This window comes from Flavobacterium anseongense, assembly GCF_021608185.1.
GTDB lineage: Bacteria > Bacteroidota > Bacteroidia > Flavobacteriales > Flavobacteriaceae > Flavobacterium > Flavobacterium anseongense.
Genome location: NZ_JAKIHN010000004.1, coordinates 61,600 through 83,354, shown reverse-complemented (window position 1 = coordinate 83,354; position 21,755 = coordinate 61,600). Strand labels below are relative to the sequence as shown.

Here is a 21,755-nt window from a genome sequence, read left to right as displayed (position 1 = left end):
TCAAGACTGTTTAAATAATTTTACCGTCTTCCATAGTAACAATCCTATTGGTTCTGTTGGCAAAATCATGGTCGTGAGTTACTATGAGTAAGGTTTGATTGTGTTCTTTGGTCAATTGGTTAAAAATATCAAAAACCATATCGCTGTTTTTTTTATCTAAATTTCCGGTTGGCTCGTCACCCATAATAATTAAAGGGTTGTTGATTAAAGCTCTGGCAATTGCGACACGCTGTTTTTGTCCGCCGCTTAATTGGTTGGGCATTTTCAGCGCCTGGTCTTCCATATCCAGGGTTTTCAGGTGCTCCATTGCATTGTGTTCGATTTCGGCATCAGACAGTTTACCCAATTTCATTCCGGGCAGCATAACATTCTTCAGCACATTGTATTCAGAAAGCAGGTAATGAAACTGAAACACAAAGCCTATCTTTTCATTTCGGATTACAGCTAACTCCTTATCAGACTTTCCCGTAATTAATTCTTCATGAATAAACAATTCCCCTTCATATTCGGTATCCATTGTAGATAACAAGTACAATAAAGTAGATTTTCCACAACCGGATTTTCCAACAATAGAAACAAATTCACCGTGATTTACAGACATGCTGATTTCCTTCAACACCTGAAATTTTATCGGGTCATAAAAGTATTTGGACAATCCCTTTGTTTCTAAAACTTTATTGCTCATATACTACTTACCTCTTATTATTTCCACAGGATCGACTTTACTGGCTTTAAGTGCCGGAAAAAGTCCGGCAACTGCTGTTGTAAGTAAAGCAAATGAAATTCCGATAACATAAAATATCGGATTATAATTTATGGGATACGTCTTGACTGTTGGTAAAGAAGCCGTATTAAAAGGAAGCGCATCAATAATCGACGAAAAGATATAACCAAAAAACAAACCGAAAACACCACCTGTAATTCCGATGATTAAGGATAACGAAATAAAAATCCACTTCACATCGCTGCCCGAGAAACCGGTAGCCTTTAGGATGGCAATACTATCCATTTTTTCAAATATCATCATGTTGAGGATGTTGTAAATTCCGAAACCTGCTACTATCAGCAAGACAATTCCAACGGCATACGAAATAATACTTCTAATGGTACTTCCGGTTTCAAATTGTGAGTTGGTAGTTTGGTAATCAATGGTGTCCAAATCAAATTTTGTTTTGAATTCTTTTGCCAAAGCAGGTGCTGTAGTAATGTCAAATAACTTCACTTGAATATCGGTAACGTAATTGGTTGATTCGCCCATTAATTTTTGAGCTGTATTTAAAGAAGTATAACTCGTTTTATCATCGATATCTGCAATTCCGACTTGAGAAATTCCGACAATTTTCAATGAAGCCAGATTCCCTTTGGCAGAAGTAATCTTGATAATATCACCCGGAATGAGTAACATTTTATCAGCCAAACCTTTTCCAATAATTATACTGTTATTTTGCTTTAAATCAGAAATTTTACCTTCGACTATATAATCGCTCAGTTGAAATAAATTTTCTTCAGCAGCAACATCAACTCCGTTTATGACTCCCGATATTTCTATCGTGCCTGAATTAAAAAAAACGGGTTCGGTAATTTTGGGAGCGACATCAATAACTCTGCTATCCGCTTTTAAATTTTTAATAATTACCTGACTGTTGTAAATAGCTTTTCCCCTGTCTTTTGGTTTTATAGAACTAATGAAATTGGTGTTGTTTTTATATTTTTCCGATAATGAAATGGGCTGTTCTTCTGAAGGTTTTATTTCATTGTACAACCGAACGTGTGGTGTTCTATTAAGCATTAATCCATCAAGCAAATCATTCATACCATTCATAAAGCTTACCAAAGTGATAAACATCGCGATGCCAAAAGTTACTCCGACAGCAGCTACAACAGTTTGTTTTAGTCGCGCCCGAAGTAAATGAACAGCAATATTGAGAATGAGTCGGAAGTTCATTATTTTGGCTTATAAATAGTTTCTCCGGCTTTCAGACCTTCGAGGATTTCTGCATTTTGATAATCGTTCAATCCTACTTTTACTTTTCGTTTCTCATCTTTATCTACCAAAACATGAGCTCCATCTACCAGATAACTTTTTGGAATAGTCAATACTTCATTTTTGGTTTGGATTACAATATTTGCTTCAGCAGTTAAATTTGGATATAATTGAGGTGGCGGATTTACAAAATGAGCTTCGATTTTAAATGTTCTGGAGCGCTCATCCATAATTGGATAAATTTTATCAACGGTGGCTTCAAAAACTTTCCCTTTGTAGCTATCCATGGTAACTTCAATAGTCTGTCCCAGTTTAACACGCACCATATCGTTTTCATCCACATCTAATTCGAGTAAATAAGAATTCTTTTTCCCGATAATTGCTAAAGGTGTTTGAGGTGTGACCATGGCTCCTTCTTTTAGATAAATATCAAATAACTCTCCTGAAAAAGCACTTTTAATTGTGAAATCGCTTTGTGATTTTTCGGCGATTTTTAAATTATTGCTGTTTCTGTTTTGCTCATTGCGAAGCTGTGCTTTTAACTGAGATAATTGCTTTAAAGCTGCTTGATAATTAGATTTTGAATTTTTATACGCCAATTCCACTCTTTCATATTCTACTTCTGAAATGACATTGTATTGTTTGATATTTTTATTGCGATTGTAAACCGATTGATCTAAATCCAGTTTGTCTTTGGCTATTTGCAGTTTCGTTTCCATTTCTGAAATCTTGTCTTGTGTGTAATGATTGCTTTCCTGACTTAGCTGATACGCCAAACGGGCATTTTCGGTAGTTAGATTGGCTTTTTCACTTTCAATTTCAAACAGAGGTTGTCCTTTAACAATAGTTTGACCAACAGCTGCATTTATCTTCTGCAAAACACCATTAACAGTCGAATAAACAGTATATTGATTTTCAGATTTTATAATTCCGGACGCATAGACGCTTTCGGTAATAATTCCTTTTTTAACTTGAAATTCATCATCGCTTTTTTTAGAACAGGAAACAATAAGAAGTATGGTGGAATAGAAAAAGATTTTAATTAGTTTCATAAACTACAATCAATTGAATTTAGTAATCAAATTTACGATAATTCGTTTCTAATTAATTGACAATTATCATAAAAAAATCCTTCTTTCGAAGGATTACCTTTAACCGTGAATGGTTTCTTTATTTCCGTAATTTGCAATGATTTGCGCTTCAAAAGCAATCCACTCGCGCCAGCGTTTTTCAACATCGATTCCGGTGCCATATTTGCGGGCATAGGTTATAAAAGTAGTATAGTGTCCGGCTTCGCTTTCCATTAGTTCTCTGTAGAATTTTGACAATTCCTCGTCCTGAATGTTTTCGGAAAGTACTTTAAAACGCTCGCAACTTCTGGCTTCAATCATGGCGGAAAAAAGCAATCGCTCAACCAAACCTGAAACTCTGCTTCCGTTGTTGCTTCGTTTCATGTATTGCGCCAATTCGTTTACATAATCGTCTTTGCGCTCGCGACCGAGTTTTAATCCGCGCTTTTTGATGATATCATGCACTTGCTCAAAATGGTCTAGCTCTTCTTTGGCCAAAGCCAATAAATCGGTAACCAAATCTTCGTGCTCCGAGTTATTAGTGATAATGGTTATCGCATTTGTAGCCGCTTTTTGTTCACACCAAGCGTGATCCGTTAGAATTTCTTCAATGTTTTTCTCAACGATGTTTACCCATCTTGGATCGGTGGGTAATTCTAAACGCAATACTCCCATAATTTTCTTTATTAAAAAAACCTTCAAAAGTAATTTTGAAGGTTTTGAGTAGTCTTATTTTATAAATTTAGTAAACAAAGATGGCTCTTTCGCTCATCATGTCATTTACTTCGTCTGCAATTTCTTCTAATAATTCGTCGTTAGTTGCATTTGAAAGCACTCTGTCGATTAAATCAACTATAACTTCCATATCACTTTCTACCATTCCACGCGTAGTAATAGCAGGTGTTCCCACACGAATTCCTGAAGTTACAAATGGTGACTTATCATCAAACGGAACCATATTTTTATTCACGGTGATTTCGGCTTTGCCTAAAGCAATTTCGGCATCTTTACCCGAAATTCCCTTGTTGCGCAAATCGATTAACATCATGTGATTATCCGTTCCACCAGAGATTAAATGATAACCTCTTTTAACGAAGGCTGCTGCCATAGCTTTGGCATTTTTTTGCACCTGCATCGCATAAGTGAAAAACTCATCTGATAAACATTCACCAAAAGCAACTGCTTTCGCTGCAATAATATGCTCTAACGGACCACCTTGATTTCCAGGGAAAACCGACATATCTAAAACATGAGACATCATTCTGATTTCGCCTTTTGGAGTCGTTAATCCCCATGGATTTTCAAAATCTTTACCCATCATAATGATTCCACCTCTTGGTCCACGCAAGGTTTTGTGTGTCGTAGTTGTTACGATATGACAATGTGGAATTGGATCACTCATCAAACCTTTAGCAATTAAACCTGCAGGATGCGAAATATCCGCTAATAAAAGTGCTCCAACGCTATCTGCAATTTCACGAAAACGTTTAAAATCCATATCACGTGAATAAGCCGATGCACCCGCAATAATCATTTTTGGCATTTCTCTTTTAGCTATTTCCTGAATTTTATCATAATTCAAAACACCTGTTTCCTGGTCAACACCATAAAAAACCGGTTGGTATAATTTTCCTGAAAAGTTGACCGGAGAACCATGAGTTAAATGGCCGCCATGTGATAAATCAAAACCAAGTATCTTATCACCAGGTTTCAAACAAGCTGCGTAAACTGCAGTATTTGCCTGTGAACCTGAATGTGGTTGTACGTTTACATATTCTGCTCCAAAAAGCTCTTTAGCTCTGTCGATAGCAATTTGCTCGATAACATCTACTACTTCGCAACCACCATAATATCTTCTGCCGGGATAACCTTCGGCATATTTATTTGTTAGTACCGAACCTGCAGCTTCCATTACCTGGTCGCTCACAAAGTTCTCTGATGCAATTAGTTCAATTCCGTGAATTTGTCTGTCTTGTTCCTCAAGGATAAGGTCAAAAATTTGTTTGTCGCGTTGCATTTGAAATTATTTCGATTAATTGTGCTCAAAATTACAAAAATGGTTTGGTAAATTAATAGGAAATGATATATTTGATTACTGAATTTTTCAACAATTTAAACAACACATCATGCCTTTAACTACAAATAATCCCAAACGAAAATCTTGGCTTACTGTCCCCAAAGACAGCGACTTCCCAATTCAGAATATTCCGTTTGGCGTTTTCTTAACCAAAGAAGACGTCATCACAATTGGAACAAGAATTGGTGATTACGCTATCGATTTGGGTGCATTACAGCAATTAAACTATTTCGATGGAATTGATTTGACCGATGATATGTTCATGCAGGACACTTTGAACGATTTTATCTCAGACGGAAAAAAAACATGGCGCTTAGTCAGAAATCGAATTAGTGATATTTTTGAGCAAAGCAATCCGCTACTTAGAGACAATCAGGAACACCGAGATATTGTCATATTTAAAATGGAAGATGTAGAGATGCAACTACCCGTTTTGATTGGAGATTACACCGATTTCTATTCGAGTAAAGAGCACGCTACCAACGTAGGTAAAATGTTCCGTGACCCGGCAAATGCGTTGTTGCCAAACTGGCTTCATATTCCTGTAGGTTATCATGGAAGAAGTTCGACCATAGTACCTTCCGGAATTCCGGTGCATCGTCCGATGGGACAAACATTGCCAAATGGCGAAAGCACACCGGTTTTTGGTCCGTCACGTTCTATCGATTTTGAATTGGAAACGGCTTTTATTACTACCGACGCTAATATTATGGGAGAAAATATTCCAATAAATGAAGCCGAAGATTATATTTTCGGAATGGTGTTATTAAACGATTGGAGCGCAAGAGATATCCAAAAATGGGAATATGTTCCGCTTGGTCCATTTTTAGCAAAAAACTTTGCCTCCTCAATTTCTCCATGGATAGTAACGATGGATGCTTTGGAGCCTTTCCGATGCAAAGGACCAAATCAGGAGCCAATGCCACTTCCCTATTTACAACAAAAAGGAAAAAACGCTTTCGATATTAATTTAGAAGTTTATATAGAACCCGAAAATGTGGAAGCATCCTTGGTTTCTAAATCCAATTTTAAATATATGTATTGGTCGATGTCGCAGCAATTGGCGCATCACACTTCTAACGGTTGCCGAATCAATTCAGGCGATATGATGGGTTCGGGAACTATTTCGGGTCCAACACCGGATAGTTTTGGATCGATGCTCGAATTAACATGGGGCGGAAAAAACCCAATTAAAATGAATGATGGTTCCGAGCGTAAATTCATCAACGATAACGACACGGTAATCATGAAAGGATATTGTAAAAACAGTTCGGTTCGAATTGGCTTTGGAGAAGTTTCAAGCAAATTATTACCGCCTTTCGTTAGAAAATAACTCTTCGACAAGCTCAGGACGACAAGTCGAAAAAATTAAATTACAATACAAACAACATACAAATTACAATGAAAAATACAGCGTTAACGCATGTTCACGAAAGTTTAGGAGCGAAAATGGTACCGTTTGCAGGTTACAATATGCCGGTACAATATGAAGGCGTAAATGCAGAACACGAAACAGTCAGAAATGGTGTCGGTGTTTTTGATGTATCGCATATGGGAGAGTTTTTGCTTAGTGGTGAAAATGCTTTGGCTTTAATTCAGAAAGTAACTTCTAATGACGCTTCTGTTTTGGAAATTGGTCGTGCACAATATTCCTGTCTGCCAAATAATGATGGTGGAATTGTAGATGATTTAATCGTTTACCGAATGAAGGAAGATCAATATTTATTGGTGGTAAACGCTTCCAATATTGATAAAGACTGGAATTGGATTTCGTCGCACAATGATTTAGGTGTCGATATGAAAAACATTTCTGAAGACTATTCTTTGCTTGCAATTCAAGGGCCAAAAGCAGTTGAAGCGATGCAATCTTTGACTTCAGTTGATTTGTCTGCGATAAAATACTACCATTTTGAAGTTGGACCTTTTGCCGGAATTGAGCATGTAATTATTTCTGCTACAGGTTACACCGGTTCGGGTGGATTTGAAATTTACTGCAAAAATTCAGATGTAGAGCATGTTTGGAATAAAGTTTTTGAAGCCGGAAAAGCTTTCGGAATCAAACCAGTTGGATTGGCGGCACGTGATACCTTGCGTTTGGAAATGGGTTTTTGTTTATACGGAAACGACATCAATGACACGACTTCACCATTAGAAGCCGGTTTGGGTTGGATTACCAAATTCACTAAAGACTTTACCAATTCTGAAAATCTGAAAAAACAAAAAGAAGCCGGAGTTACCAAAAAGCTTGTTGGTTTTGAATTAACAGAACGAGGCATTCCTCGTCACGACTATGAAATTGTTGATGCAAATGGAAATAACATTGGAATCGTAACTTCGGGAACAATGGCACCATCTTTGGGTAAGGGAATCGGAATGGGTTATGTAAAAACCGAATTCTCAGCGGTTGACAGTGATATTTTTATTCAAATCCGTAACAACAAAGTCGCTGCCAAAGTGGTAAAAATGCCTTTCTATAAAAAATAATGCTGTGTGAAAAATCTTTTGCAATTAATGCTGTTACTGCCTCTTTTGGCATCGAGCCAAAAAGAGAAAAATCCATGTGAGACTTTAGCAAGCATCAATGCATTAATTCAGGAGAATCATTATCGCCCGAAGCCAATCGACGATAGTTTATCGGTTTATGTTTTTAAAACTTTTCTGAGTCGGTTAGATGAAGAAAATCGATTGTTCATTGCACCGGAAATCAACAAACTAAAGAAACACGAATACCAAATTGATGATTATATCAATGGGCATGATTGTGCTTTTCTCCATGAATTTTATACTGCCTATTCTAAATCTATCAAGCGTTATTCTGAAATTATCGCTTCTATCAAAAGTGAAGATTTTCCTTTTTCCAGTGATGAAAAAGTAGTGTTTTCCAGAAAAGCATTTCCATATGCAGAAAATGAAGCCGATTTAAAACGCTTGTACAAAAAAAGAATGTTGTTTGCTGTACTGCGTGATGTTGCTGAATTGAGCACTAATAAAGATTCTTTGACGGCAAATTTTGAAACCCTAGCTGCTTCCGGAAAACTGAAAGTCTTTGACAAATACGAATGTAAAACGGAAAGTTATCAGATGTCAGAAGATGAGTTTAACACAGTCTTTTACTCGGTTTTTTGTTCCTATTTTGATCCACATACCGAATATTTTTCTGAAAACGATAAATCGGAATTTTTTTCAACGGTTAGTTCAGACAATCTGACTTTTGGACTTTATGTGTCCTTATCTGAAAAAGATGAATTGACAGTTGATGACATTCTTCCCGGAAGTTCAGCCTATTTTAGTGATAAAATAAATGTTGGTGATCAATTACTAAAAATCAAATACAAAGATGAAGAGTATGAAATTGCTTGTGCTTCGATGAAAAAAATTGAAGAAATCTTCACTTCCAAAGACTATAAAAGCGCCATTTTTACATTCAGAAAAAAAAGCGGTGAGATATATAAGGTTCGTTTGGTAAAAAAAATTCTGAAAGATTACCAGAACAATGTTTATAGTTTCAAACTAAAAACGGACAATGCAACTTTTGGTTATATCAAAATCCCAAGCTTTTATTCCACTTTTGAAAACGGAAAATCGAGTATCACAATTGATGTTGCTAATGAGATTTACAAATTAGAAGACGACCATATCAACGGATTAATTATCGATGTTGAGAATAATGGTGGTGGTTCAATGGAAGAAGCTGTGCGGCTTTCGGGCTTGTTTATAAACGATGGTCCGTTGGCAATCATGAACAATAATAAAAATAATAAAGAAGTTATCCCGGATTCGATTTATGGCACAATTTATAATGGTCCGATGGTGATAATGATTAATGGCTTTTCAGCTTCGGCAAGTGAATTTTTTGCCAATGCGATGCAGGATTACAATCGGGCGATTGTTATCGGAAACAAATCCTTAGGAAAAGCTACCATGCAACGCATCTTTCCGATAAATGAAAACAACGATGAGTTTCTGAAATTGACTTTGGAAAAATTTTACCGTTTAACCGGTAAAAGCAATCAATACGATGGCATCACTCCTGATGTTGAAATTCCGTTACTGTTTGACAAACAAATGCCCAGAGAAAACAGCAATGATACGGCACTTAAAAATGATGAAATACGTGGCGTTGGAAAATACAATTATATAGAAAACGCCATTTATGCCGATGCGATTGCAGCCAGTAAAAAAAGAATCACCGAAAGCACTGACGCGCAAGAGATAGAAAACCTGAACACTAAAATAAATCCGTTGTACGATGCTGATTTACCTCCGGTAACGCTTCAATTTAGTTATGTTTTTGATGATGTAAACCGAATTAATTCGCTTTGGAAAGAAATAAAAAAGGAAAACGAAAAAGTATATCCGATTACTGTTGAGTTAAACACAGCCGATGAAAAAAAGCAAAAAAAGGATGCGTTTATGAAAACTAACACGACGGAAAGAATAAAAAATATTAAGCAGAACTTTCACATACTAGAAGCTGCTCATATTTTATTTGATGTAAATAATCTAAAACCTTAAATCAACAATTAGGTTAACAAAATGAACTATTTAATCATTTGCAATAACCGAATAATACTTTATTTTTGCACTCAATTTTAGCAACAACAAACATTCTTAGCAATGGGAAGAGCATTCGAATTTAGAAAAGGAAGAAAAATGAAACGTTGGGCTGCCATGGCCAAAGCGTTTACACGTATTGGAAAAGATATTGTAATGGCGGTAAAGGAAGGCGGACCAAATCCGGAAGCCAATTCCCGTTTACGTGCCGTTATTCAAAATGCAAAATCGGCAAACATGCCGAAAGAAAACATTGAGCGTGCTATTAAAAAAGCAACCGATAAAGATACCGCAAATTATAAGGAAGTATTATTTGAAGGCTATGCTCCTCATGGAATTGCAATCTTAATCGAAACCGCAACCGATAACAACAACAGAACGGTTGCCAACATCAGAAGTTATTTCAACAAATGCAATGGTACAATGGGAACACAGGGTTCGGTTGAATTTATGTTTGACCACACTTGTAATTTCCGTATTCCGGCAGCCGGTCAGGATGTTGAAGAATTAGAATTGGAAATGATTGACTTTGGTGTTGAAGAAATTTTTGCTGATGAGGAAGACGGGATCTTAATGTATGCACCTTTTGAGAGTTTTGGAGCCATTCAAAAAGAATTGGAAAGTCGTGGTATCGAAATCTTATCTTCGGGATTTGAAAGAATTCCGCAAATCACCAAAGAACTTACAGAAGCGCAAATTGCAGACGTAGAAAAACTTTTGGAAAAAATTGAAGAAGACGATGATGTGATGAATGTATATCATACGATGCAGGAATAGTTTCCGAATCATACTATAGAAAAAGCGCCGTTATATCACGGCGCTTTTTTTGATTAACTAATTCAATCTTTGATTTTGCAATACCAGCATCTGAATCTGCGTGAGGTTGCTTAAGGATTCCTCTATTCTTTGGCTGTTTTTCCCAAATATAGAATTGTCTAGAGGAATCTTTTGTGATGCTGCTACTTTCGAATTATAATCCTCGATTTTACCTTTTAGCATAGCCGATTGATGTGGAGAAAGAAAATCACTCGTATAGGAATCACCAATAAGTGTGTTTTTGGCTTCGAAATCGGTGCCAATTTTATCCAATCCGGTTTCCTTTTTCAAAAGATAAGCTTTCAGTTCGCCACACAAAGCATAAATTTCATTACTTGATTTTGAAAAATCATCAGAAATAGAATTCTTTGTTAGTGCAGTGATTTTCTTTTCGTTTTCCAGAATCTGTTCATTTCGTACATAAGCACTTGTGATTTCAATATACCTGTTTTTTGTACCTTGTGGACTTCTGATCAATGTTAAAATCAATGTAGAGCCAACAACAATAAGCATAGAAGATACCATTGTATTAACTTTGGTTTCCGGATTCCTGATTCCTGATAAATAATAAATCGGTAAAAAAAGAAATACCATAATCAACAGTGAAATCATGCATAGCAAATTGGCAAATGGCCAGTGCATAATTTTAAACAAAACACCTAAACTTAAACACATAGCAGCAATAGCGCCAAGTGCAATAACAATTTTATCTTTACTTTCTTTTTTCTCTTTGGCTCTAAGGACAAATGATAGAGGCAGAAAAATAAAGCTCAAAACAAGAATACCGACAAAGATAAACATCATGGCACCAGGCCAATGCATAAATTTGAAGAGTATTCCCAAAGTCAGTAATGCAGTAGAAATTCCTCCACTGACTAACATTATTTTCTTCATAACGTAATAGTTTTTATGGATTAATAAATTGATGGTCTCCTCTTCTATTTCCTTTAAATCGCTCTTATAAAAATCCTTTATAGTCGCGACATAGAAGCTCTCGAAATCACCATCATCATCGAGATTATGCTCAATTATACAACAAATATGATCTAACAGGTCTTGCTGCAGGCCGACCATCTCAATGCCACGTGCACTAATGTCACTGAGAATAAAATTAATTTGTTCATCACTGATGCAATACATTTATACTGTCTGTGGATTTATGTCCAACAAAAATTTCATTGTATTCATAAAATCAGCCAATTCGCTAATCTTTTCGCCAATCTTAGTCTTTCCCTCCGGACTCAAACTATAATATTTCCTCACACGTTTCCCTATATATTCGGTTTCGGTAGTCACCAAACCTTCAGCTTCTAAGGAATGTAATGTTGGGTACAAAGCGCCTTCAGTAATCAAAATCCTTTCCAAAGACAACTCTTTTACTCGTTGCGTGATTTCATAACCATACATTCGTTTGTTGTTTTCCAGTTGTTTTAGGACAATGGTTTTTAATGTTCCTTTTATTAATTCTGATGAATAAATCATAATCAGTATTTTAGTTTAATAAGACAAATATACATAAGAATATTATGTATCTGACAATTATGTATTAAAAATTTAAAAAAAAATTATAAATTACTGTATTTCAGTTTGTTAAAATATTAAATGTATTGTATATTTATTTTAGTAATTTAGCATTATATTAAAAAAAATATCTATATAAAGACTTTAGAGAAGATTTTCAATTACAATCTATACTATAAAATCATAAATTATGAAAAATCAAGTTTATTTAACGATACTATTTTTTGCAACATCTATACTATACGCTCAGGAAATCAAATTAAAGGACGATGTCGTTTATTCAGGTGATAAACCGACTTTTAGTTTTGCTAAAAAATCATTTAACAACGAATTGTATGTATATAAATTAAACACCAAAGAAGTATTGGTGCATATGCTGGTTGACACCAACGGTACCGAAATCAAACAGGATGATGGCAAGAAAATAATTTTTGAACAACAAAAAGTTACCATCCAATCAAAAGTCTTTCGCACCCGAAAATGGGATTTTATCATTGCTTTGCTAATCGAGGAAAAAGTAATTGACCTAAATGGTGACATTAACCTTGACAACCTAAACCGATTCAAGGCAAAATACGATGATAACGATGTAAACAAAACCATGCGATAAAACAAAAACCTCCGAGAATCTCGGAGGTTTTTTTATATCTGATAGTATGATTACTTAATAAACTCTACTTTCTGAACTTCTTCAGCGTTGATGCTGTCAAAGAAACCTTGTTCATTCATCCAGTCATCGCTAAATACTTTGCTCATATAACGAGAACCATGATCAGGGAAGATTGCAATAACATTACTTTCTTCTGTAAACTCTCCTTCTTCAGCATATTGCTTAATTGCCTGCATAACCGCACCTGAAGTGTAACCTACAAACAAACCTTCATTTTTGGCGATTTCTCTTGTAGTGTGAGCACTTTCTTCATCGGTAACTTTCATGAAATGATCAATCAAATCAAAGTCGGTTGCCGTTGGAATAAGATTTTTACCCAATCCTTCTATTCGGTATGGATAGATTTCATCAGCATCAAACTCTTTGGTTTCGTGGTATTTTTTCAATACCGAACCAAAAGCATCAACACCTAAAATTCTAATATTTGGATTTTTCTCTTTCAAATATTTGGCTGCGCCGGAGATTGTCCCTCCTGTTCCGCTACACGCAACTAAGTGTGTAATTTTTCCGTTAGTTTGTTCCCAAATTTCAGGGCCGGTTGTTTTATAATGCGCATCAATATTCAATTGGTTAAAATACTGATTGATATAAATAGAACCTTTAGTTTCTTCGTGCAAACGCTTAGCCACATTGTAGTAAGAACGCTCGTCATCAGCAGAAACGTGCGCTGGACAAACATAAACTTTTGCGCCTAAACTGCGCAACATATCTATTTTATCTTTAGATGATTTTGAACTAACTGCCAAGATACAGTTGTATCCTTTGATGATACTTACCATCGCCAAACTAAATCCGGTGTTTCCAGATGTTGTTTCAATGATAGTATCTCCGGGAGAAAGAATTCCTTGTCTTTCAGCTTCTTCTATAATATATAATGCAATTCTGTCTTTGGTGGAATGACCTGGATTGAAAGCTTCAACCTTAGCGTAAAAATTTCCTGGTAAAGATTCTGTGATTTTGTTAAGTCTAATTAATGGAGTATTTCCAATCAGACCTAATACATTATCGTGTGCTTTTATATCTTGTTTCATAAATAAACTAGTCAAGGCATATTATGAAGCCAATTTACGGACTTCTAAACTTTGCAAATTTAATAAAATATTTTAAACTATTTTTTTATTCCTTCTAAATCTAACAAAAAACTGTATTCTTTGGCGATTTCCTTGATGGCTTCAAACCTTCCCGAAGCACCACCATGTCCTGCATCCATGTTAGTATCCAAATATAATTGATTATTATTTGTTTTCAAAACGCGTAGTTTGGCAACCCATTTCGCTGGTTCCCAATACTGTACCTGTGAATCGTGCAAACCTGTTGAAATATATAAATTTGGGTACGCCTGAGAAACAACATTATCATAAGGCGAATACGAAAGCATATAATTATAATATTTTTTAATATTTGGATTTCCCCATTCGTCATATTCTCCGGTTGTTAACGGTATTGTTTCGTCTAACATCGTCGTAACAACATCAACAAACGGCACTTGTGCGACGACGCCGTTGTACAAATTTGGTGCCATATTGATAATCGCTCCCATCAAAAGTCCACCGGCAGAGCCACCTTCAGCATATAAATGTTCGGTTGATGTATACTTTTCATCAATCACAAATTGAGAACAATCGATAAAATCGGTAAACGTATTTTTCTTTTTTAACAGCTTCCCGTTTTCATACCATTCTCTTCCCAAATCTTCTCCACCTCGAATGTGAGCAATTGCATAAATAAACCCGCGGTCTAACAAACTCAATCGCACCGATGAAAAATGGCAATCCATAGTCACACCATACGAACCATAAGCATATAACAATAACGGATTTTTACCTTTTTTAGTATTCTCTTTTCGATAAACCATCGAGATTGGCACTTTGGTTCCGTCTTTGGCGGTTGCCCAAATACGTTCTTCTTTATAGTTGTTTTTATCGAATTTCCCACCCAAAACTTCCTGTTCTTTCAATACTGTTTTCTCTTTCGTTTTCATATTGAAATCAATCACAGAAGCCGGCGTTGCCAATGATTGATAACCATAACGAAGTATCTCAGTGTCAAAATCGAGATTGGTTGTCGTGTATGCCATATAAGTTTCGCTGTCAAAAGGCAGGTAATATTCCCCTTTCCCACTCCAAGGCATAATGCGAATGTGATTCAAACCGTTGAAACGTTCCGAAACTACCAAATAATCCTTAAAAATATCTATATCTTCAAGTAAAACATCCTCTCGATGCGCGATAACATCAACCCAATTTTCTTTTGAAGTCGAGCCTTCAGGCGTTTTCATCAACTTGAAATTGGTTGCCTTATCTTTATTGGTTACGATATAAAAATGGTCTCCAAAATGCGACATCGAATATTCTAATCCACGTGTTCTTTTCTGAAACACTTTGAATTTAGCATCCGGCGTTGCCGATAAAACCGTTTGGTATTCGGTTGTCAATGTGCTGCTCGAATTGATAATCAAATATTTCTTCGACTTCGATTTGTAAACCGAAACATCAAAAGTTTCGTCTTTTTCAAAATAAACTAAAGTGTCTTTATCGGCAGCAGTACCTATTTTATGCTTGTAAATTTTATCCGCACGAAGCGTTACTTCATCTTTTCGGGAATAAAACAACGTCTTATTATCACTTGCCCAAGTCGAACCACCGGTGGTGTTTTCTAATTTCACCGCAAGAATTTCTCCCGAAACCAAATTCTTAATCTGAATCGTATATTGTCTTCTCGAGACCGTATCAATTCCAAAAGCTGCCATCGTATTGTCTTCGCTAACGCTTAAGCCTGATAAATTGAAATAGGTGTGACCTTTAGCCATTTCATTACAATCAAAAAGAATTTCTTCCTTGGCTTCCAGACTTCCTTTTTTGCGCGAATAAATTGGATAATCTTTCCCTTTTTCAAAACGCGTAATATAATAATAACCGTTGTAGAAATACGGAACCGACTCGTCATCTTCCTTAATTCGGGCTTTCATTTCTTCAAACAAATCCTTTTGAAAATCCTTCGTATGCGCCGTCGATTGCTGGTAATAAGCATTCTCCTGATTAAGATAATCAATCACTTCGGGATTTTCCCTTTGGTTTAACCAATAATAATTATCGGTACGGACGTGTCCGTGTTTTTCCAAAGTATGTGGAATTATTTTGGCAATCGGTGGTTTAGGCATTTACAGGTTTTTTGTAGTTACAAAAATAAGTATTATGCCTGCATAAGTTTTGGATGCTAAAGGAAGTTATAAACCTAGAAATTAACAAGTTTTGAAACTTAGAAATTCATTTTCTCCAACGCTTCCAAAACATATTCATGCATCACTTGGCGGTAATCAAGATGCGTAACGATGCGAAGTTTTCCTTTGGCTAACAAACTGATAGCGATACCTTTTTGCTTTAGCTTATCAATAACTTCCTGATCCTTAATATGTGGTTGAGCCGAAAAGACAACAATATTGGTTTCTACAGGTTCAACAACAGCAACCCAAGAACATTGTTGCAATGCACTGCCTAATTCTTTTGCTCTGCGATGGTCTTCTTCTAACCTATTGATATTGTTTTGCAAGGCGTAAATACCGGCTGCTGCCAAATAACCTGACTGACGCAAATTGCCACCAAATATTTTTCGGATACGCAACGCACGATGCATCGTTTCAGTATCAGAAATTAATACGGAGCCAATTGGTGCACCTAATCCTTTAGAAAAACAAACAGAAATAGTATCGAATAGTTGTCCGAATTGTTTGGGTTGCTGCTTTTTAGCAATCATGGCATTCCACAAACGTGCACCATCTAAATGGTATTTCAAATTATGGTCAACACAAACCTGCTTTATTTTTTGGAGTTCTTCAATTTCATAACAAGCACCGCCACCTTTGTTCGTAGTGTTTTCAATGCCAACCATTTTTGATAAAGGTGCATGATAAAATTCAGGATCATTTATCCCTTCTTTTACTTGTCCGGCGGTTATCATTCCACGGTTTCCGTCCAATAAATTGAAATTCACACCACTATTGGCTGAGGCACCACCCGATTCATACAAATGAATATGCGACCATTTATCACAAATAATCTGGTCGCCCGGATTGGTATTCAATTTAATCGCGGTTTGGTTTGCCATCGTTCCGGTTGGAAAAAACAAAGCGGCTTCCATTCCGAATAAATCGGCTACCATTTTTTCAAAAGCATTTACGGTTGGATCTTGTTTGAACACATCGTCTCCTACATTGGCATTAAACATTGCCTGAAGCATTTCGGGTGTTGGTTTGGTAACGGTATCGCTGATTAAATTTATTTCCATTTAAAGAATATTAGTCTATTTTTGTAGTGAATTCCTAGCCCCGATAGTAGTGGAAATCCTTTTTATTGTTTGATAAAACAAGAAAAAGATTGGAACGTATAGCGGGAATAGCTTCAAATAATAAAAACACAAAACTACATTATTTATGACAAATACCGAACAAATTAAAGGTATTGTAGAACGCCTTGGTGCGTTGAGGAGGTATCTTTGACATTGATGCCAAACTTATAGAAATTACCAACGAAGAAGAAAAGACTTTTGCGCCCGATTTTTGGAACAATCCAAAGGAAGCCGAAGCCATAGTTCAAAACTTACGCTCAAAGAAAAAATGGGTCGAAGATTTTGAAAAAGGCAATGCCATGGCGGAAGAACTTCAGATTATCTACGAATTTTTCAAAGAAGGTGATGCAACCGAGGAAGAACTCGATGAACAGTACGAACTCACAAATACGCATATCGAGAATTTAGAATTCAGAAACATGCTTTCTGATGAAGGCGATAGTTTAAGTGCAGTGCTTCAGATTACGGCTGGTGCCGGTGGAACCGAAAGTTGTGATTGGGCTTCGATGCTGATGCGTATGTATATGATGTGGGGCGAAAAAGAAGGTTATAAAATTAAAGAGCTCAACTTTCAGGAAGGCGATGTTGCGGGAATAAAAACGGTGACTTTAGAATTTGAAGGCGAATACTCTTTTGGTTATTTAAAAGGCGAGAATGGAGTACATCGTTTGGTACGGATTTCACCTTTTGACAGCAATGCCAAACGTCATACGTCTTTTGCTTCGGTTTATGTGTATCCGCTGGTTGATGATAGTATCGAAATTGATATTAATCCGGCTGATATTGAAATCACAACTTCACGTTCTAGCGGTGCGGGTGGACAAAATGTAAATAAGGTTGAAACCAAAGTGCAATTGGTTCACAAGCCAACCGGAATTCAGATTCAGTGTTCGGAAACGCGCTCTCAACAAGATAACAGACAACGAGCCATGCAAATGTTGCGTTCGCAGTTGTATGAAATTGAGCTCAAAAAACAACAGGCACAACGCGCCGACATCGAAGCAGGAAAAATGAAAATCGAATGGGGTTCACAAATCCGAAACTATGTGATGCAACCTTATAAATTAGTCAAAGATGTTCGTACCGGTTATGAAACCAGCGATGTTGATGGTGTAATGAATGGCAATATTGATAAATTTTTGAAAGCCTATCTGATGATGATGGGACAGAAAGAAGAGTAATCAGCCTGCCTGACAGCAGACAGGTCATCAGCAGCAGTAGATAATTATTCTGTTTTGAATACAGAATTATAATTTTTTTAGGTTAATATTATAGGATTTTCAAATTCAATTGCCTTAATTTGAGAAATAATCAAAAGATATCCTAAATATGAGTTCTTATTCAATTCAAGAAATTAATAGCGTTTTGCAAGGCGAAATAGTTGGTACAACATCCTGTAAAATTACAGCACCGGAACAATTAGAAGCAGCGACCGAAACCGAGATTTCTTTTATCGGAAGTAAAAAATATGAAAAGTTTTGGGCTAATTCTAAAGCTTGTGTTGCGGTAGTGAATCAGGATATTGCTATTGAACCCGGAGAAAATCGAGCTTTTATAAAAGTTAAAAATGCCGATTTAGCGATGTCACAAGTCTTGGAACTCTTCGCTCCCGCTCCACCTGTTTTTGAAGTTGATATTCATCCGACAGCCATAATCGATAAATCGGCAACCATAGGAAACGGAACTAAAATTGGAGCCGGAAGTTATATAGGTCCAAATGTTTCAATAGGAGAAAATGTTACTATATATCCAAATGTTACCATTCTTGACGAATGCAGCATTGGAAAAAACACTACTATTTGGTCTGGAACTGTAATTCGTGAGCGTTGCCATGTTGGAGCGTATTGCATTCTACATCCAAACTGTACCATTGGTGCTGATGGTTTCGGATTTAGACCTTGTCCGGAAAGAGGTTTGGTAAAAATTCCACAAATCGGAAACGTAATCATTGGAAATGCGGTAGAAATTGGCGCCAACTCTTGTGTTGACAGAGGGAAATTCAGTTCGACTGTAGTTGGTGATGGCTGCAAGATTGATAATCTGGTGCAAATTGGACATAATTCTAAGCTTGGAAAATGCTGCATTATGGCAGGAAATTCAGGTTTGGCCGGTTCGGTAACTTTAGGAAACGGCGTAATGATTGGGGGAAGTGCTTCTATAAAAGACCACTTAACTATAGGCGATGGTGCCATTGTTGGTGCAGGTTCCGGAGTAGCAGCCGATGTCGAAGCCGGAAAAGTGGTTTTAGGTTATCCGGCAGTTGATGCTCGTGATGCACTTAAACAATGGGCAATCTTAAAAAGATTAGCAAACGAACCTAAAAAATAATTCGTAATTCGTAATTGATAATTAGTAATTAAGATATATATTTGCATCGAGGATTCCGAAAGGAAGTTACACCTCACCGCACTAGTCGATCGCTCCAGATCGACTTTTGTATTTTTATATCATCCCTAAAGGGATTCCGATTTATTTTTAAACGATTGTCTACCCGTATTAAATCCCTAACGGGATTTTTGATTTTGTAATTAGCGATACATAATTCCGTTAGGAATTATATATGAGTAGCAGATATTCAACAAACAACAAATTAAATCCTGTTAGGGATGATATTAATATCATAACATTTACAGCACTTCCTTTAAAAAGGTCAGCATCGCTTCCCAGGAACGTTTATCCGCTTTTTCATTATAAGCAGCTCCTTTTGAATTATCGTTTCCTGCATCTTTATGGGTAAAAGAATGAACTGAATTTGCATAATATACCATTTGCCAATCGGCTTTGGCAGTTCGCATTTCGTCTTGAAATTTATCTACTTCTTCTTTCGGAACAAAAAAATCATCAGCTCCGTGAAGCACTAAAACTTTTGGGTTAATCGTATCAATTGTTCTGGTATTATCGCGACCAAGACCACCATGAAAAGAAACTATTCCTTTGACTTTCATGTTAACTCTCGCAGCTTCTATAGCACCTGTTCCGCCAAAACAATAACCAATGACCACAATGTCATCAGGATTGGCACCTTGATTCACTAATTGTTCAAGTGCTAACTGAATTCTGGTTTGGTACTCTTTTATATTTTTTTTGAAATAACCGGCTTTGGCTCCGGCTTCTTTTGTGTTTGTTGGACGTTGGTCAACACCATATATATCAGCGATAAAAGATTGATATCCTAAATCTGCCAATTTGTAGGCAACTTCTTTTTCATGATTCTGAATTCCCATCCAAGCCGGAAGGATTAGAACTCCGGGCTTGTTCTTCAACTGTTTTGCCGGTACAATAGAAAGTCCACTTAAAACCTGATTTCCATCTTTATATTCAACAGCTTTTGGTTGGGCAATACTTTTTGAAATAATAAGTCCAAAAAATACTATATAGGCAATTTTACTTTTCATCTTGACTGTTTTAGAATTTAGATAAAAGTAAAGAATAAAGCGATAAACAATTGTTAAGTAAGCAAATAAATTATATGCCTATTTCGACCTGAAAACGCAGGTACCAATTATTTTTTGAGGTTCCGTCAAAATAATCTAAGGTATCATAGTTCAATTCCGCCTGAAGTTTAAAGGCATGTTCCCAAATGTATTTTGTTACACCAAAACTATATTCTTTAGTGTTTGGTGCCAAAGTCTGAATATCATCTCCTACTTTTTGAATAGAATATCTTCCTATTAATTCATAATTTGATTTTAAATTATAACTCAATTGATAATCAAAACCACTTCCAACAAAGACATAATTACTTTCAGTTATATCATCAGGATTTATAGTAATTGCGCTTTCATTAGTAGTTCTCGACATATAGCTCATCATCGCAGCCCAACCGTTATACTTAAACATAGCATCCAATAAAACGGATTTCATCGTTCTTCTTTCAAACAAATCATTACCCAACTGCCCTTGTGTACGCTGTGCGTGGTTGTTTTGTTGAAAAGCGCCCGATACCAATAATTTTGGTTTTTTCTCGCGCAGGATATCACCTTCAAAATATGTCCCGTCTTTGGTAAAAGCTCCAAGTGGAAACAACTCTACTTTTCCGGTAACGGCAATTCCATCATCGGCTTTACCGGTTTGATTTCTTCCTTCTCCGCCTGAAAGTGCGGTTTTGAAATTATACGAAAATTTATCTTTGTACTCATTCAAATGATGCACCTGAAAACCAAAATCCCTATCGATAGTAAACTTAGCGTTGTTGATTGTTCTGTCAGTTAATTGTAAACCTCCGGAAGAATTCACACGTTGACGGTTTCCGGGTAATTTGGTTTGACCAAAACTGATGTTCCAATGTTTATTCGGACGGTAAAACACTACCGCATCTCTAATAATATTAATATTTTCTCCATCTTTTATTTCGCCGACATCACCGGGCGCAAATGACAATTGCAAAGCATAAAGAAATTTTGGATTCCCAACATAACCATCAAAACGCAAACGCAAACGACGAACCTGCCCGTCATACGCTCCGTTTTCTCCATCATTTTCAATATAGGAAACTCGATTTTGCATTCTGAAACGAATGTTTAACTGAAACAAGCTATCAGGCGATGTAATTCCGATTCCTTTTCCGAAACTATAATAAGGCAAAGCCGATAGTTTAATATCGTTGTCGTGCTTGGTTTGCTCGATAGAGATTTGAGCAGTCATTGTAATTGATACGAGTAAAGTAACAATCAGTAGTAATTTTTTCATTTTTGGTTGTGTGTTGTTTTTACAATTATT

Annotated in this window: 19 protein-coding genes; 7 read left to right on the top strand and 12 right to left on the bottom strand. The window is 36.3% G+C overall.

The window, feature by feature from the left end:
- Positions 1-10 precede the first annotated feature (10 nt).
- The 5 genes from L1S35_RS07255 to glyA all read right to left on the bottom strand — a co-directional run bounded on the left by L1S35_RS07255 (position 11) and on the right by glyA (position 5,071).
- Positions 11-685, bottom strand: coding sequence for an ABC transporter ATP-binding protein (locus L1S35_RS07255; RefSeq protein ID WP_236398587.1), 675 nt, complete (start codon positions 683-685; stop codon positions 11-13).
- Positions 686-688: 3 nt separating this feature from the next.
- Entirely contained in the window at positions 689-1,945 is a 1,257-nt protein-coding gene (locus tag L1S35_RS07250) for an ABC transporter permease (protein WP_236398584.1), read from the bottom strand.
- Positions 1,945-3,036, bottom strand: a complete 1,092-nt coding sequence (locus tag L1S35_RS07245; protein WP_236398582.1) for an efflux RND transporter periplasmic adaptor subunit — start codon at positions 3,034-3,036, stop codon at positions 1,945-1,947. Before L1S35_RS07245 ends, L1S35_RS07250 begins: the two co-directional genes overlap by 1 nt.
- A 99-nt stretch (positions 3,037-3,135) precedes the next feature.
- Positions 3,136-3,729 (bottom strand): MiaE family protein, encoded by a 594-nt coding sequence (locus L1S35_RS07240; RefSeq protein ID WP_236398579.1) that lies wholly within the window; start codon positions 3,727-3,729, stop codon positions 3,136-3,138.
- Between the two features lie 67 nt (positions 3,730-3,796).
- Entirely contained in the window at positions 3,797-5,071 is a 1,275-nt protein-coding gene (gene glyA, locus L1S35_RS07235; protein WP_236398575.1) for a serine hydroxymethyltransferase, read from the bottom strand.
- A gap of 109 nt (positions 5,072-5,180) precedes the next feature.
- Here glyA and fahA point away from each other — a divergent pair, with 109 nt between their 5' ends.
- The 4 genes from fahA to L1S35_RS07215 all read left to right on the top strand — a co-directional run bounded on the left by fahA (position 5,181) and on the right by L1S35_RS07215 (position 10,462).
- Complete coding sequence (gene fahA / locus L1S35_RS07230; RefSeq protein ID WP_236398571.1) at positions 5,181-6,464, top strand: fumarylacetoacetase; 1,284 nt, start codon at positions 5,181-5,183, stop codon at positions 6,462-6,464.
- Between the two features lie 68 nt (positions 6,465-6,532).
- Positions 6,533-7,615, top strand: coding sequence for a glycine cleavage system aminomethyltransferase GcvT (gene gcvT / locus L1S35_RS07225; RefSeq protein WP_236398568.1), 1,083 nt, complete (start codon positions 6,533-6,535; stop codon positions 7,613-7,615).
- A 6-nt stretch (positions 7,616-7,621) separates the two neighbouring features.
- The gene (locus L1S35_RS07220) at positions 7,622-9,646 is read left to right on the top strand and encodes a S41 family peptidase (RefSeq protein ID WP_236398565.1); all 2,025 of its coding nucleotides are present in this window, start codon (positions 7,622-7,624) and stop codon (positions 9,644-9,646) included.
- Positions 9,647-9,748: 102 nt separating this feature from the next.
- Entirely contained in the window at positions 9,749-10,462 is a 714-nt protein-coding gene (locus tag L1S35_RS07215; RefSeq protein ID WP_236398562.1) for a YebC/PmpR family DNA-binding transcriptional regulator, read from the top strand.
- Between the two features lie 57 nt (positions 10,463-10,519).
- On the opposite strand, the gene L1S35_RS07210 is transcribed toward L1S35_RS07215, so the two are convergent.
- Together L1S35_RS07210 and L1S35_RS07205 are read right to left on the bottom strand one after the other, a co-directional pair.
- Complete coding sequence (locus L1S35_RS07210) at positions 10,520-11,395, bottom strand: GldL-related protein (RefSeq protein WP_236398559.1); 876 nt, start codon at positions 11,393-11,395, stop codon at positions 10,520-10,522.
- 246 nt (positions 11,396-11,641) lie between these two features.
- On the bottom strand, positions 11,642-11,983 hold the full coding sequence (locus L1S35_RS07205) for a PadR family transcriptional regulator (protein ID WP_255700833.1): 342 nt from the start codon (positions 11,981-11,983) through the stop codon (positions 11,642-11,644).
- A gap of 229 nt (positions 11,984-12,212) precedes the next feature.
- Here L1S35_RS07205 and L1S35_RS07200 point away from each other — a divergent pair, with 229 nt between their 5' ends.
- Complete coding sequence (locus tag L1S35_RS07200; RefSeq protein WP_236398557.1) at positions 12,213-12,632, top strand: hypothetical protein; 420 nt, start codon at positions 12,213-12,215, stop codon at positions 12,630-12,632.
- Between the two features lie 50 nt (positions 12,633-12,682).
- Here the strand turns inward: L1S35_RS07200 and capA are convergent, their stop codons facing one another.
- The 3 genes from capA to L1S35_RS07185 all read right to left on the bottom strand — a co-directional run bounded on the left by capA (position 12,683) and on the right by L1S35_RS07185 (position 16,976).
- Positions 12,683-13,723 (bottom strand): cysteate synthase, encoded by a 1,041-nt coding sequence (gene capA / locus L1S35_RS07195; RefSeq protein WP_236398554.1) that lies wholly within the window; start codon positions 13,721-13,723, stop codon positions 12,683-12,685.
- A gap of 77 nt (positions 13,724-13,800) precedes the next feature.
- Entirely contained in the window at positions 13,801-15,852 is a 2,052-nt protein-coding gene (locus L1S35_RS07190; RefSeq protein ID WP_236398551.1) for a S9 family peptidase, read from the bottom strand.
- A gap of 98 nt (positions 15,853-15,950) precedes the next feature.
- Entirely contained in the window at positions 15,951-16,976 is a 1,026-nt protein-coding gene (locus tag L1S35_RS07185; RefSeq protein WP_236398548.1) for a threonine aldolase family protein, read from the bottom strand.
- A gap of 145 nt (positions 16,977-17,121) precedes the next feature.
- Here L1S35_RS07185 and prfB point away from each other — a divergent pair.
- A protein-coding gene (gene prfB, locus L1S35_RS07180; RefSeq protein WP_236398544.1) for a peptide chain release factor 2 occupies positions 17,122-18,217 on the top strand; the annotation gives its coding sequence in 2 pieces (ribosomal slippage) (positions 17,122-17,184 and positions 17,186-18,217; 1,095 coding nt in all).
- Positions 18,218-18,365: 148 nt separating this feature from the next.
- Positions 18,366-19,364, top strand: a complete 999-nt coding sequence (gene lpxD / locus L1S35_RS07175) for a UDP-3-O-(3-hydroxymyristoyl)glucosamine N-acyltransferase (RefSeq protein ID WP_236398542.1) — start codon at positions 18,366-18,368, stop codon at positions 19,362-19,364.
- A gap of 299 nt (positions 19,365-19,663) precedes the next feature.
- On the opposite strand, the gene L1S35_RS07170 is transcribed toward lpxD, so the two are convergent.
- Positions 19,664-20,431 carry a dienelactone hydrolase family protein gene (locus tag L1S35_RS07170; RefSeq protein WP_236398540.1) on the bottom strand — a complete coding sequence of 256 codons (768 nt, stop codon included), beginning with the start codon at positions 20,429-20,431 and terminating at the stop codon, positions 19,664-19,666.
- 70 nt (positions 20,432-20,501) lie between these two features.
- Positions 20,502-21,725 carry a porin gene (locus tag L1S35_RS07165; protein WP_236398535.1) on the bottom strand — a complete coding sequence of 408 codons (1,224 nt, stop codon included), beginning with the start codon at positions 21,723-21,725 and terminating at the stop codon, positions 20,502-20,504.
- Positions 21,726-21,755: the final 30 nt, after the last annotated feature.

What these genes read in the sequence shown, in the direction of transcription:
- L1S35_RS07255 (WP_236398587.1), bottom strand. Translation starts at nt 685, where the DNA reads ATGAGCAATAAAGTTTTAGAAACAAAGGGATTGTCCAAATACTTTTAT.
- L1S35_RS07250 (WP_236398584.1), bottom strand. Translation starts at nt 1,945, where the DNA reads ATGAACTTCCGACTCATTCTCAATATTGCTGTTCATTTACTTCGGGCG.
- L1S35_RS07245 (WP_236398582.1), bottom strand. Translation starts at nt 3,036, where the DNA reads ATGAAACTAATTAAAATCTTTTTCTATTCCACCATACTTCTTATTGTT.
- L1S35_RS07240 (WP_236398579.1), bottom strand. Translation starts at nt 3,729, where the DNA reads ATGGGAGTATTGCGTTTAGAATTACCCACCGATCCAAGATGGGTAAAC.
- glyA (WP_236398575.1), bottom strand. Translation starts at nt 5,071, where the DNA reads ATGCAACGCGACAAACAAATTTTTGACCTTATCCTTGAGGAACAAGAC.
- fahA (WP_236398571.1), top strand. Translation starts at nt 5,181, where the DNA reads ATGCCTTTAACTACAAATAATCCCAAACGAAAATCTTGGCTTACTGTC.
- gcvT (WP_236398568.1), top strand. Translation starts at nt 6,533, where the DNA reads ATGAAAAATACAGCGTTAACGCATGTTCACGAAAGTTTAGGAGCGAAA.
- L1S35_RS07215 (WP_236398562.1), top strand. Translation starts at nt 9,749, where the DNA reads ATGGGAAGAGCATTCGAATTTAGAAAAGGAAGAAAAATGAAACGTTGG.
- L1S35_RS07210 (WP_236398559.1), bottom strand. Translation starts at nt 11,395, where the DNA reads ATGAAGAAAATAATGTTAGTCAGTGGAGGAATTTCTACTGCATTACTG.
- L1S35_RS07205 (WP_255700833.1), bottom strand. Translation starts at nt 11,983, where the DNA reads ATGATTTATTCATCAGAATTAATAAAAGGAACATTAAAAACCATTGTC.
- L1S35_RS07200 (WP_236398557.1), top strand. Translation starts at nt 12,213, where the DNA reads ATGAAAAATCAAGTTTATTTAACGATACTATTTTTTGCAACATCTATA.
- capA (WP_236398554.1), bottom strand. Translation starts at nt 13,723, where the DNA reads ATGAAACAAGATATAAAAGCACACGATAATGTATTAGGTCTGATTGGA.
- L1S35_RS07190 (WP_236398551.1), bottom strand. Translation starts at nt 15,852, where the DNA reads ATGCCTAAACCACCGATTGCCAAAATAATTCCACATACTTTGGAAAAA.
- L1S35_RS07185 (WP_236398548.1), bottom strand. Translation starts at nt 16,976, where the DNA reads ATGGAAATAAATTTAATCAGCGATACCGTTACCAAACCAACACCCGAA.
- lpxD (WP_236398542.1), top strand. Translation starts at nt 18,366, where the DNA reads ATGAGTTCTTATTCAATTCAAGAAATTAATAGCGTTTTGCAAGGCGAA.
- L1S35_RS07170 (WP_236398540.1), bottom strand. Translation starts at nt 20,431, where the DNA reads ATGAAAAGTAAAATTGCCTATATAGTATTTTTTGGACTTATTATTTCA.
- L1S35_RS07165 (WP_236398535.1), bottom strand. Translation starts at nt 21,725, where the DNA reads ATGAAAAAATTACTACTGATTGTTACTTTACTCGTATCAATTACAATG.